Below are 13315 nucleotides of genomic sequence, written 5' to 3'. Positions count from 1 at the left end.
ATGGAGACCATTATCCGTGCGGCAATGGATCGAAGTCGTGCCACCCTGTTTATTCTGATTATGTTGGTGGTAGGCGGCTTGAGTGCGTATGTCGCTATCCCCAAAGAATCCAATCCTGATGTCACTATTCCGGTGATCTATGTCTCCATGAGTCTGAGTGGTATCAGCCCGGATGATGCCGAGCGTCTGCTGGTACGCCCGATGGAGCAGGAGTTGCGTTCACTGGAGGGCATCAAGAAGATGACCTCTATTGCCGGTGAAGGTCATTCATCGGTTACCCTGGAGTTTGATGCCGGTTTTGATCCCAAGACGGCACTGCAGGATGTACGGGAGAAGGTAGACAACGCCAAGGCAAACCTACCGGAAGAAGCCGATGAACCTTCGGTGCATGAGATCAATGTGGCTCTTTTCCCGGTGCTCTCGGTCGGCTTATCGGGTCCAATCAGTGAAAAAGAGCTGGTTTTTATCGCCCGTCGTCTGAAAGATGCAATTGAAGGTATCCCGGAAGTACTGGAGGTGGATATCGGTGGTGACCGGGAAGATCTGCTGGAAATCATTGTCGATCCTCAGGCAATGGATAGCTACAACCTGGATTACAGCGATCTCTATACTCTGGTGACCAATAATAACCAGTTGGTTGCGGCGGGTAGCCTGGATTCCGGTGCCGGTCGTATGACACTAAAGATTCCGGGGGGTGATCGAAGACCTGGAAGATGTGATGAATATGCCAGTCAAGGTGGACGGCAATACGGTAGTGACCTTCAAAGAGGTGGCGACGGTTCGACGCAGCTTTACTGATCCGACCGGTTTCGCCCGCATTAATGGTCAACCGGCGGTAGTGCTGGAGATCTCCAAACGTGCTGGCGCTAATATCATCAATACCGTGGAGCAGGTGAAAGCCCTGTTTGAGGTGGCACAGTCACAAATGCCGGAAGGTACTCAGGTGACGTATATCATGGATCAATCCTCTGAGGTGCGTTCCATGCTGTCTGACTTGCTCAATAATGTACTGACGGCTGTGGTACTGGTACTGATTATTATGCTGGCGACGATGGGCACAAGGCCGGCATTGTTAGTGGGTTTGACCATTCCAGGCGCCTTTCTGACCGGTATTCTGGTGGTGTGGGGTTTGGGCTTCACCATGAATATTATCGTGCTGTTCTCACTGATTCTGGTGGCGGGTATGTTGGTGGATGGTGCCATTGTGGTATCTGAGCTGGCGGATCGTCATCAGAAAGAGGGCTTTAGCCGTAAAGAGGCCTGGGCGCGGGCTGCCAGTCGTATGGCGTGGCCGATTATCGCTTCAACCATGACCACTATAATGGTGTTTCTGCCGCTGCTGTTCTGGCCGGGGGTGATGGGTGAGTTTATGAAGTACCTGCCTGCGACGGTTATGATCTGTCTGTTTGCCTCTCTGGCGATGGCGCTGATCTTCCTGCCGGTGATGGGTAAGGTGATTGGCCGCAAGGAAAACGCTCAAACGGTTGAGAGCACAGAAGCTATTGATCTTAATCATGCTCATGGTCTGACCTTTGCCGGTAAAGGCTATCGTGCCGTGTTGGGTGGGATGCTGAAATGGCCAACCATGACTTTTCTGAGTCTGGTGGGTGTTATGGCCGTAATTTATGCCCTGTACGGCAAATACAATCACGGCGTTGAGTTTTTCCCGGATGTTGAACCGGAATCGGCACAGGTGCAGGTACGTACACTGGGAGACTATTCCGTGTATGAGAAAGATGCCATTCTAAAGCGTGTAGAAGAGCGCCTGTACGGTATGCCCGAAGTGGAAGCCCTGTACGCCCGCTCCTTTGCCAGCAGTGATGGCCAGATGGCCGCTGATGTGATCGGTGTGATCCAGTTTCAGTTTATCGACTGGGAACAGCGTCGTCCGGCCAGCAAGATCATGGAAGATATGCGTCAACGTACGGAAGATATTCCCGGTGTGATTCTGGAGTTTCGTAAACAGGAAGACGGACCGTCAGGTGGTAAGCCGATAGAAGTGCAGATCAGTGCTTCCAATCCCGATGAGATTAACCGGGCTGTACAGCAGGCACGGGATATTATGGACGAAATGGGCGGCTTTATTGATGTCAACGATAACCGTGCTCTGCCCGGTATTGAATGGCGCTTTGAGGTGGATCGTGCCAAGGCGGCTCAGTATGGTGCTACCGTAGCCAGTGTGGGTAATGCGGTTCAGATGGTTAGCAATGGCCTGAAACTGGCCAGCTATCGACCGGAAGATGCTACAGATGAGGTGGATATTCGAGTACGTTTGCCGGAATATGCCCGGACACTGGATCAGCTGAATAGACAGAGTCTGAATACACCGCTGGGGCAGGTTCCGCTGAGTAATTTTGTTACCCTGACACCTGAACCCAAAACGGGGGTTCTGCGCCGCCTGGATGGCAAACGTACAATCACTATTGAAGGCGATGTGGCTGAAGGTCAGCAGGTCGATGAACGTCTGAAGGTACTGAAGGAGCGTTTGGTGGAGCTGCCGGATACCGTCAGTGTGCAATATGGCGGCGAAGATGCTGATCAGCAGGAGTCGATGGTGTTCCTGTCCAGTGCCTTTGTTGTGGCGATTCTGCTGATGATGCTGATTCTGATCGTGCAGTTTAATAGCATTTATCAGACTCTGCTGGTGCTGTCAGCTATTGTATTCTCTACTGCAGGCGTACTTCTGGGGCTCTTGATTACTGGCCAGGCCTTTGGTGTGGTAATGGTGGGTATGGGCATTATCGCTTTGGCGGGTATCGTGGTGAACAACAATATTGTTTTGATCGATACCTATAACCAGATGCGCAAAGATGGTTTGAGTGCCTTTGAAGCAGCGCTGGAAACCGGCTCATTGCGTTTACGTCCGGTATTGCTGACCGCAACGACAACCATTTTGGGTTTGATGCCGATGGTTTTGGCGGTGAATGTCAACCTGATGGAGCACTCGTTAGGCATGGGCGCCCCGTCAACCCAGTGGTGGACACAACTGTCCAGTGCCATTGCCGGTGGTTTGGCGTTTGCCACCCTGCTGACCCTGTTCCTGACCCCTTGTATGTTAGTACTGGGCGATAACTTTAGTAATAACTGGCTGTTCCGTTTGGTGCGTCGAGTCTTTAAACGGCAACAACCGGAGCAGAAAGCAGCTTAAGAGTTAATTAAAGAACAGTACTGACTGAGTGCATTATTGCGCCGGAAAAAGGCCAGGGAGCAATCTCTGGCCTTTGTTTTTAGTACGGTGGCAATCAACTTCTTGGCCGCTGCATACTTCTTATGGGCTGCAGCATGCTTCTATGGGCTGCAGGTATTGTAATTAATAGGTATTATTACCTGCTTATGACCTATTAGCGTTGTAAGTCTCAATAATGCTTAGTCCAAAAACACAATAAAGGGAATTATTATGTTCTTAAAATCTATCCTATCTGCTCTGGTCCTAACCTCTCTGGTAGGGTGTACCAGTATTTACCAATCCGAACACACTAATACCGATATGGCCAATAATGGTGAGGCTTGTATTGGCACTATTATGGCTGTGCCAGAGGGCTTGAAACCAGCTTATGATGCCGAATTGTTAGCGCAAGCTAGTGGCAAAGATGGTGAGGGTAAGCTGTGTGAAGGGCGTGTATTCGAAGCAGAAAAACCTATCACGGTATACCGTGTCTGGAACAGTGATAAAGATTTCACTCTATACGGTCGCTGGTGGTCTTTGCAGAAACCTGAAGGACCAAAAGCAAAGTATCGTAAAGACAATGGTATCTGCCCATCCTGGAGTTCGTTGAATGTGATGAGTGAGTGTAAACTGAAGGTGGGTAGCAAAATTGTGATAGGCCCAGGCCAGAGTGCTCAATGTAAAGACTTTATCTATGAGAAATCTGCTATAAACCAGGTGTTTATTAATAACGACTCCCGTAATAATATGCTGATGGTTCAGGATTGTACGCAAGGTACAGAGTGGCCTGCTCAATAACCATATGGCAGCAATTATACGGTTCTCTGCGTGAATGTCAGATGAAATAACCCGGCTAAAAATGCGTTATTACGTGACGTGGAGAAGAGTGAAAAACCTACCGACAAACCAAGACTCAGGGCGAAAAAAGTGCATAATAGCGGGCAGCACAGCCTTGTCCGCTATATTTTTACACTCTGAGTACCCTTTGTATGCAAATCAACGTCAATTTTCTCGACAACCTACGCCTTGAAGCCAAATTTGATGATTTCACGGTGGTGACCGACCAACCGATTCGCTACAAGGGGGATGGCTCTGCCCCAAGCCCGTTTGACTATTTCCTGGCCTCTTCTGCCATGTGTGCCGCTTATTTTGTTAAGGTGTACTGTCTGTCACGGGGCATTCCGACTGAAAATATCCGCCTATCTCAAAATAATATTGTTGATCCGAAAAACCGCTACAACCAGATCTTTAAGATTCAGGTGGAGTTGCCGGAAGATATTTCCGACAAAGACCGCGAAGGTATTATCCGCTCGATTGATCGCTGCACCGTGAAAAAGGTAGTGCAGACCGGCCCTGAATTCCAGATCGAAGTGGTTGAGAACCTGGATGAAGATGCCCAGGCACTGCTGATGGCGGAACCAACTGAAGATGCCTGTACCTATATTCTGGGTAAAGATCGCCCGCTGGAAGAGACCATCGCTAAGATGACGCGTCTGCTGGCTGATATGGGCATGAAGATCGAGATCACCTCCTGGCGTAATATCGTCCCCAATGCCTGGTCGCTGAATATCCGTGATGCGGCGTCTCAGGTGTGCTTTACCAATGGTAAAGGCGCAACTAAAGAAGCGGCATTGGCATCGGCGCTGGGTGAGTTTCTGGAGCGTCTGAACTGTAATTTCTTCTATAACGATCAGTACTTTGGTGAAGAGATCGCCAATAGCGAGTTCGTGCATTATCCGACTGAAAAATGGTTCCAGCCAGGGCCAGAGGATGAGCTGCCGGAAGAGATTCTGGATGAATACACCCGCGCCATCTATGACCCGGAAGGTGAGCTGTGTGGTTCCCATCTGTATGATACTAACTCGGGTAATGTCGAGCGTGGCATCTGCTCAATTCCTTATGTACGTCAATCCGATGGTGAAACCGTTTATTTCCCGTCGAATATCGTTGAAAACCTCTATCTGAGTAACGGTATGAGTGCCGGTAATACGCTGGTGGAAGCTCAGGTGCAGTGTTTGTCTGAGATCTTTGAACGTGCGGTTAAACGGGAAATTTTGGAACAGGAGCTGGCTCTGCCGGAAGTACCTGAAGAGGTTTTGGCACGTTTCCCGAAAATTGTTGAAGGTATTAAAGGCCTGGAAGAGCAGGGCTTCCCGATTCTGGTGAAAGATGCGTCATTGGGTGGACAGTTCCCGGTGATGTGTATTGCACTGATGAACCCACGTACCGGTGGTGTGTTTACTTCCTTTGGTGCCCATCCAAGTCTTGAAGTGGCGTTAGAGCGCTGTTTGACTGAGTTGATGCAAGGCCGCAGTTTTGAAGGTCTGAACGATATGCCGCAGGCGACCTTTGAAAGTAATGCGGTAACTGAACCCAATAATTTTGTCGAACATTTTATCGATTCAACCGGTGTGGTGTCCTGGCGTTTCTTCAGTGATAAGGCCGATTATGAGTTTAGCGATTGGGACTTCACCTCAGAGGGTGAAAATGCCAATGAGCTGGAAGCTGAGACACTGTTTGGTATCTTGGAAGATCAAGGCAAAGAAGTGTATATGGCGGTGTACGAAGACCTGGGTGTACCGGCGTGTCGTATTTTGGTGCCAGACTACTCCGAGATCTATCCGGTAGAGGATCTTATCTGGGATAACACCAACAAGGCGCTGTATTTCCGCGAAGATATTCTGAATCTGCACTCTCTGGAAGATCAGCAACTGGAAGATCTGCTGGAGCGTATCTACGAAAGTGAGTTGGATGATTACACCGATATTATTACCCTGATCGGCATCGAGTTCGATGAAAACACCACTTGGGGCCAGCTAACCCTGTTGGAATTGAAGCTGTTGATCTGTCTGGCTCTGGGCCGTCTGGAAGAGGCCAAGGAGCTGACAGAAAACTTCCTGCAGTACAACGACAATACTGTCGATCGTGGTTTGTTCTATCAGGCAATGAATGTGGTGCTGGAAGTGGTCCTGGATGAAGAGATGGAACTGGAGCACTATATTGGTAATTTCCGTCGTATGTACGGTAATGAGCGTATGGATGCGGTAGTGGGTTCTGTTGAAGGCTCAGTACGTTTCTACGGCCTGACACCAACCAACTCTCAGTTGGAAGGCTTGGACAAACATCTTCGTCTGATCGAAAGCTACAAAAAACTGCATGCGGCACGGGCAGCCAAAGCGGGTTTATAGTCACTCATATTCTAAAGAGTAAAAGCGTTGCCTGGCATTCACCTCCAACTGTATGCTGGGCTCCTCGTACACTGATAAAACTTAGCGGTAGTTACACCATTCCCGATATGCTTCTTGATATCTAGGTTGGATAAGCGAAGCCATCCGACACTGGCTCCGATACCGGATAATTGCCAGAAGGCACCTTGCGGCTTTTCCGACTTACAACAACTTATCTGGTTTGATATTAACTGCTTTGCTGTTGTAAAAACTGATTCACTGATTTCTTGGCTGTTTTCCCTAATTTTTGCATCAGGGCAAAATCTGCCGGGTAAATACCGTACTCAGTACGTAAGTCATCGAGGATTGCAAGCCAAAGGTGAGCGGTCATTTCGGCATCGGCAAGGGCACGGTGAAAGGTGCCATCGGTAGGCAGTTGTTTGTAGTGAACCAAACTGGCCAGTTTGTGGTTGGGCGCATCTGGGTAGATCCTACGGGAGATGAGCATCGAACAGGCAAATAAAGCACTTTCACTGCGTTTGATACGTGTCAGTTCACTGACTAGAAACTTGCTATCAAAAGAGGCGTTGTGCGCAACAAGATTATATCCCTCAATGAAATCGGCAAACTCACTCATTACCTCTTCGCAGGGAGCCGCATCCTGTAACATGCGATTACTGATACCCGTATAACTTTCAATAAAGCCGTTAATGCGACGACCAGGGTTCATCAAGCGTTGAAAGCGTTCACTGACTTGGCCGTTTTCGATACGAACAGCGCCAACTTCTATGACTCTGTCTCCTTGGTTTGGAGATAGCCCCGTCGTTTCAAAGTCGAGTACGATGACTCTTTCAGCAGGATGGTGTCTCATATCAATCGCTTTTGTATCTAATCCAGGTTTTTGTTTGTGGCAACGTTTTGATTATCCTCAAGGCCGGTCATTTCTTGATCCAGGCCTTCAGGTTGATTGATAAATAGTAGAGGAGAAAATTGCTCTTTATTGGTCATAATATCGGCCAAGGTGTAATTTTCCATCGCTGCAATGAACGCCTGCATTCCTACCATAAGGGCTTTTCTGAGTTCACAGCAGGGGGCTAGTTGGCAGGCAGGGGCATTACAGTCAACACCGTCCATATGATTTTCCATTTGGGCAATGACACGGCCAATATTGATATCTTCTGGTGCCTGAGCGATAGAGATGCCACCACCTTTTCCTCTTTGGGCATGGATGTAACCCAGCTTTTTTAACTTGCCCACCACCTTAACCATATGGTTTTGCGACACATTATAGACTCTAGAGACTTGCTGTACGCTAGACATCTGATCTGGAGGCAGGCTGGCCAGATAGATCAGGGTTCTTAAGCTGAAGTCTGTAAATGTCGTAATTCGCATTTGTGGTCCTTAACGGGTTTTAAACGCAGCCAGCTGCTGAACAATCCGTAATGTTACCTGGTTTAGCCGCTGGCCTTGATGTTGCAATTCCTCGCAATCCTGAGCGTTAGAGCCAGAGAGTATTTTTAGTGCATTCACTTCATTGACAACATCACTAACTAGTTGATGAATATAACGAATATCAACGTCGTCTTGAACTTCTTTCTCATTAATCAGCTGTAAAATGCTCACGATGTTGTCGCATGCAAAGTTTATCTGTTGTTGAGTAGCTAAGGATTGTTCCGATAACTGAGACAAGTTACCTGATTGTAACTCAATCTGCTGGCCAGCCTGGCCTTGAATATCCAGCAATGCAAATTGATGGTTGCAAGAAAAATGGCATCCAATAGATATATGTACTTGCATATGTGCTGTGATAGTATCTGAAAATTAGAATATATGATTTTTCAGATGTTCTCTCGAGCTTAAGCCGTTGCCGGTGTAAATGTATTGAGCAGAGAGGAAGCTTTGAAACGTTTAGTGTAAGAGGAAAATAATGGGGATTTTTGAACGTTATCTATCTGTTTGGGTCGCGTTATGCATTGTTGCCGGGGTTGCTCTAGGTAATCTGATCCCCGTTTTTTTTGCGACAGTGGCCAAACTGGAGGTGGCTCACGTTAACCTGATAGTAGCCGTACTGATCTGGGTAATGATCTATCCCATGATGGTACAAATCGACTTTGGTGCCATCGTGGATATCGGTAAAAAGCCAAAAGGATTGGCGTTAACCCTGATCGTTAACTGGCTTATTAAACCCTTCTCTATGGCTTTCTTAGGTTGGCTGTTTTTCCGTGTATTGTTTGCTGATCTGGTAGACCCTGAAAGTGCTGGGGAGTATATCGCAGGTATGATATTGCTGGGGGTTGCACCTTGTACTGCGATGGTATTTGTCTGGAGCCAGCTTACGAAAGGGGATGCCAACTATACTCTTGTTCAGGTCTCGGTAAATGACATCATTATGGTGTTTGCTTTTGCGCCTATTACTGCCTTTTTGCTGGGTGTGAGCGATATTCAGGTACCTTGGGAAACGTTGCTTTTATCCGTTGCTCTTTATGTTGTGTTTCCTTTACTGGCAGGTATTCTTACTCGTAGAAAGTTGGAGAAGGGTTCCGATAGTCACAGTGTGCAGTCATTTTTAAATCATATTAAACCCTGGTCTATCATAGGCCTGCTAGGTACTGTTGTGCTGCTGTTTGGCTTCCAGGCGGAAACGATTTTACAGCAACCGCAAACTATCCTTCTGATAGCTATTCCGCTGCTGATTCAAACCTATGGTATTTTTGCTTTGGCGTATTTGGCTGCCAAACGACTTCATCTGCCACACAATATTGCTGCTCCGGCCTGTATGATTGGCACATCCAACTTCTTCGAGCTAGCCGTTGCCGTCGCTATTTCCCTGTTTGGTTTGCATTCTGGTGCCGCGCTTGCCACTGTGGTTGGGGTTTTGGTTGAGGTTCCAGTCATGCTGTCGTTAGTCTACTTTGCCAATAGAACAAGCCACTGGTTTCCAGTTGATTAAGTGCAATCATTAAGAGTGGATGCATTTTAATATCCAGAGGCCATTGCCTATGGGCTTTGTAGGATAGCTATCTTGAAAACACCCGCTGATCTGATAGAGAAATATGGCTATAGACCGACCCTCTTTATCTGTTAATCAGTTAGATGTATGTAGCTGATTTAACTATAGTATTGACTAGACGGTGATTTTTGAACTTGAGATGGGTTATGCTGTCTGCCTTGATACCTACTTTAATTGCTTGAGGAGATCGGTGTATTATCGGGCGGATAGCCCTCAGCACCTTGTGAACTATGCAGGATCTTAAACGTTTATTAAATGACTCCTGGACTTTTTTTCTCGCCCATCTGTTGCCTATCTCCTCTATTTTGTTTCCGGGATTGATTGTTGCAAATCTGGTGGGTTTGCAGATGGAAGCAGGTTTTCAAACTGGTGACGGAGAACCAATAGATCCTACAGTATTCTGGTATGCCCCTGTTATGGCTCTGCTTTATGCCTGGTACCACGGGGCTGTAATGTTCTATATCGCTTCTGCTGTGAACGATGCCCCGGATAGCATCATTGTGTGCTATCAGAAAGCTTTATTGCGTTTGCCCATGCTATTTTTACTGCATTTTATTGCAGGTCTGGCGGTATTAATGGGCTTTGCTCTACTGATTATTCCTGGGGTATTGCTATTGGTGAGACTGCAGTTCTCGGATATTTACTGCCTACTTAGAGGGCAGGGGCCTATTGCCTCATTTAAACAGAGCCTTGCAGCAACAAAACATGATCGCTGGTTAATATTCTGGGGGGCTGTGATTATCTACTCATCTGTATTTGGTATGACACTTGTGCTTTCCAGCATGTTGGCCAGTATGGATCTGTGGAATACAGTCGTTTCTGTACTCTTCTCTTGTGTAGAAGGTATTTTGTTGTCGTTACTGACTATTTTTGCCTATCGAATGTTTATTCGACATGAGCAGCTTTCTCAAGCTGCTACTGATGGCAAATCGGACGAAATAGAGTAATGTTTTAATTAAGGTTTAAATTAGCAGTAAGAATATTGGGAGATCCCAGTCTGAGGAGGCGGGTGATGGCAAAGAGGCTTTTTTTAGCATTCTGTGTACTTACTTATTCCGAAATCGCGGTCCTCAGCTGCAAATCTCAATGGGGAAGCCCTTAAAGTGGGTTTAAGTGATGCAGATTACCCGCCGTTCTACTTTGTGACCGAAAATCAGCAGGAAGAAGCTCCAGTGGCGCTCAGGCCCAGATAGTCCTAACCTCAAACTTCTCTTTCCTTTCTGCTACAGGGCTATTAACTATGGATATTAGTTGTACTGTCAGGCTGTTTTGCTGGGCCTAAGCCTAAGCTGCAATCACTCTATACAGAAATAGAAAAGGGCGCTAAATAGCGCCCTTTTCGGTTTCTTCTTCATCACAGGTTTATCAGGCTAAACTGCTTCTTCCGGTTCGCGACGCTGTTTCTGCAGCCATCCCACAAATAAAAGCAGAAGCAGGGTAGGGATAAAGACCAGTTCCTGTGGTGGTCGATCAGACTCAACTTTCAGGCCGGTAATCTGCCAGCCAAAGTCGATACCTGCTTTTTCTGCCGGGCTATCAAAGGTCACCAGATCTACGGTCCAGTTCACGTCATTCTGCGTCAACATAAAGCCCATTTCCTGCAGGCGGCTCATACCATCGCCTTCTTCAGACTCCAGTTGCAGAGAGACGGTTTTAGCCACCTGATCGCCCTCAATGGTTTCACCCTCAACATTGATCTGAAGGTAATCGCCTTTTTTCAGTCTTTCAACCTGCTGCACCAGTTGAGTGGCGGGTACATTGGTATGAGGGGGGTAGACCTGATCCCACCAGAAGTCAGGGCGGAACAAACTAAAAGCGATGAGCAGTAGTGCTAAAGATTCCCATAGCTTGCTTTTCACCAGCCAGTAGCCCTGAGTGGCTGCTGAGAATATCAGAATCGCCGCAATCGCACTGATGATCGTAATCAACAGATCCCATACGCTATCGATGCCAATCAGCAGCAGCTGAGTGTTAAAGATAAACATAAATGGCAGGATCGCGGTTCGGATATCGTAGGTGAAACCCTGAATACCGGTTTTAATCGGATCGGAGCGGGCAATTGCAGCGGCCGCAAAGGCCGCGAGCCCCACGGGCGGTGTATCATCCGCGAGAATACCGAAGTAGAACACAAACAGGTGTACGGCGATCAGAGGAACGATCAGACCGTTTTCAGCGCCCAGGGAGACAATCACCGGAGCCATCAGAGTGGATACCACAATATAGTTTGCAGTAGTCGGCAGGCCCATACCCAGGATGATGCAGATAATCGCGGTAAAGATCAGAATCAGAACCAGATTGCCGCCAGAGATAAACTCAACAAACTCCGTCATCATCTGGCCCAGGCCGGTCAGGGTTACCGTGCCTACGATAATACCCGCTGCCGCAGTAGCAATACCGATACCGACCATATTACGGGCACCATCGATCAAACCACCAACAAAGTCATCCCAGCTGTCTTTAAAGTAGCCAATCCATTCGTTATCACCCCGGAACCAGGCTTTCATCGGTTTATGAGTTAACACGATACCGATCAGGAAAATCACCGAGAAAAATGCAGATTGCTGAGGGGAATAACGCTTAACCGCTAAAGCCCATAACAGCACAATAATCGGCAGACCAAAGTAGAGGCCTGACATGACAGTGGGGCGGACTTCCGGCAGATGATCGAGTTCGATACTTTGATCATCTGCGGCCAGTTCAGGATAACTTGCTGCCAGTTTGACCAGGAAGCAGTAACCGGCAAGCATCACCAGCAGCATCACCAGATAAGCAAAGTCGCCCAGGGCCGCTTCCAGCAGGTTGGAGCCGTAATACACCACACCAGCTAATAGCAGGGTGATCGTAGATGTGCTGGCCCAGGACATCATACGTTGTGCCATTGTTGGCACATGGGTACGCGTGATGCCTTTCATCTTTAGCTTCACTGCTTCCAAATGCACGATATAGATCAGTGCAATATAGGAGATCAGTGACGGCAGAATAGCGTGTTTAACCACCTCGATATAGGAGATGCCCACGTATTCAACCATCAGAAAAGCAGCAGCACCCATAATCGGTGGTGTCAGCTGACCATTGGTAGACGCCGCAACCTCGACGGCTCCCGCCTTGGAGGCCGGAAAACCCACCCGTTTCATCAGCGGAATGGTAAAAGTGCCTGTAGTCACCACGTTAGCGATGGAGGAGCCCGAAATAATACCGCTTAAACCAGAGGCTACCACTGCGGCTTTCGCAGGACCGCCTCTTAAGTGGCCGAGCATTGAGAAAGATACTTTGATCAGATAATTACCGGCACCGGCTTTATCCAATAGCGCGCCCAAGAGTACAAAGAGGAACACGAAAGTGGTGGATACCCCTAACGCCACACCAAATACCCCCTCAGTGGTCAGCCACTGGTGAGACATGGTTTTATTCAGGCTGGCACCTTTATGGGCGATTACATCCGGCATATGAGGGCCGCCGAAGGTATAGATCATAAAGACTATAGCTACAATGACCAAGGGCGGTCCTAGCGCTCGTCGTGCTGCCTCCAGAAGAGTAATCATACCAATAACAGCAAAGATAATATCCGTTGTCGATGGGGCACCGATACGGTCACTGAGCGCATCGCGGTTGACTAATAGATAAAGTGAGCAAGCAGCGGCTGTGACTCCAATGATGACATCCAGAGCCTGCCAGTGTCCTTTGCTATGGCGAACACTAAGGGGAAACAGTGAAAAAGTTAAAAATACAGCGAAAGATAAGTGAATAAACTTAGCCTGATCCTCATTAAACACTGCAAAGTTAAATATATACGGCAGTGGGGATGCGTACCAGAGCTGGAATAGGGACCAGGAGATTAACAGTGTTAGAACCAGTTTGCCAAAAAGGCCATCTAGGCTGCGGCTGCCGGTTTCTGAATTGAGTAGTTTATCGATTTCATCTGATGCTTGCGGTGTAGTCTGTGATGAATCGGACATGACATAACTCCATGGT

General features: G+C 47.8%; 10 protein-coding genes. 6 read left to right on the top strand and 4 right to left on the bottom strand.

What is annotated here, in order from left to right; genetic code table 11:
- The 4 genes from H579_RS30010 (at nucleotide 1) to H579_RS0119545 (ending at nucleotide 6354) form a co-directional block, all read left to right on the top strand.
- Nucleotides 1-798: an efflux RND transporter permease subunit gene (locus H579_RS30010; RefSeq protein ID WP_342662802.1), complete on the top strand. Its 798-nt coding sequence runs from the start codon at nucleotides 1-3 to the stop codon at nucleotides 796-798.
- Nucleotides 719-3148 carry an efflux RND transporter permease subunit gene (locus H579_RS26715; protein WP_342662801.1) on the top strand — a complete coding sequence of 810 codons (2430 nt, stop codon included), beginning with the start codon at nucleotides 719-721 and terminating at the stop codon, nucleotides 3146-3148. The genes H579_RS30010 and H579_RS26715 overlap by 80 nt, the downstream gene beginning before the upstream one ends.
- Before the next feature lie 249 nt (nucleotides 3149-3397).
- Complete coding sequence (locus H579_RS0119550) at nucleotides 3398-3964, top strand: hypothetical protein (RefSeq protein ID WP_036566866.1); 567 nt, start codon at nucleotides 3398-3400, stop codon at nucleotides 3962-3964.
- Between the two features lie 191 nt (nucleotides 3965-4155).
- Nucleotides 4156-6354, top strand: a complete 2199-nt coding sequence (locus tag H579_RS0119545; protein WP_028302056.1) for an OsmC domain/YcaO domain-containing protein — start codon at nucleotides 4156-4158, stop codon at nucleotides 6352-6354.
- 226 nt (nucleotides 6355-6580) lie between these two features.
- Here the strand turns inward: H579_RS0119545 and H579_RS0119540 are convergent, their stop codons facing one another.
- Genes H579_RS0119540 through H579_RS29345 form a run of 3 tightly spaced genes read right to left on the bottom strand, consistent with a single transcriptional unit; the run spans nucleotide 6581 to nucleotide 8130 of the window.
- On the bottom strand, nucleotides 6581-7204 hold the full coding sequence (locus H579_RS0119540) for a 3'-5' exonuclease (RefSeq protein ID WP_028302055.1): 624 nt from the start codon (nucleotides 7202-7204) through the stop codon (nucleotides 6581-6583).
- A gap of 17 nt (nucleotides 7205-7221) precedes the next feature.
- Complete coding sequence (locus H579_RS26710; RefSeq protein WP_051227970.1) at nucleotides 7222-7725, bottom strand: Rrf2 family transcriptional regulator; 504 nt, start codon at nucleotides 7723-7725, stop codon at nucleotides 7222-7224.
- Nucleotides 7726-7734: 9 nt separating this feature from the next.
- The gene (locus H579_RS29345; protein WP_028302054.1) at nucleotides 7735-8130 is read right to left on the bottom strand and encodes a hypothetical protein; all 396 of its coding nucleotides are present in this window, start codon (nucleotides 8128-8130) and stop codon (nucleotides 7735-7737) included.
- 130 nt (nucleotides 8131-8260) lie between these two features.
- Between H579_RS29345 and arsB the strand changes: the two genes are divergently transcribed.
- Both arsB and H579_RS0119520 read left to right on the top strand, forming a co-directional pair.
- Nucleotides 8261-9283 (top strand): ACR3 family arsenite efflux transporter, encoded by a 1023-nt coding sequence (gene arsB / locus H579_RS0119525; RefSeq protein WP_028302053.1) that lies wholly within the window; start codon nucleotides 8261-8263, stop codon nucleotides 9281-9283.
- Nucleotides 9284-9573: 290 nt separating this feature from the next.
- Nucleotides 9574-10290, top strand: coding sequence for a YciC family protein (locus H579_RS0119520; RefSeq protein ID WP_028302052.1), 717 nt, complete (start codon nucleotides 9574-9576; stop codon nucleotides 10288-10290).
- Between the two features lie 423 nt (nucleotides 10291-10713).
- On the opposite strand, the gene H579_RS0119515 is transcribed toward H579_RS0119520, so the two are convergent.
- Nucleotides 10714-13299 carry a TRAP transporter permease gene (locus H579_RS0119515; protein WP_028302051.1) on the bottom strand — a complete coding sequence of 862 codons (2586 nt, stop codon included), beginning with the start codon at nucleotides 13297-13299 and terminating at the stop codon, nucleotides 10714-10716.
- Nucleotides 13300-13315 lie beyond the last annotated feature (16 nt).

The sequence above is a fragment of the Oceanospirillum beijerinckii DSM 7166 genome (genome assembly GCF_000422425.1).
In the GTDB taxonomy this organism is placed as follows: domain Bacteria; phylum Pseudomonadota; class Gammaproteobacteria; order Pseudomonadales; family Halomonadaceae; genus Oceanospirillum; species Oceanospirillum beijerinckii.
The sequence above is the reverse complement of the archived record's forward strand: the minus strand, read 5'-3'. Positions and strand labels throughout refer to the sequence as shown.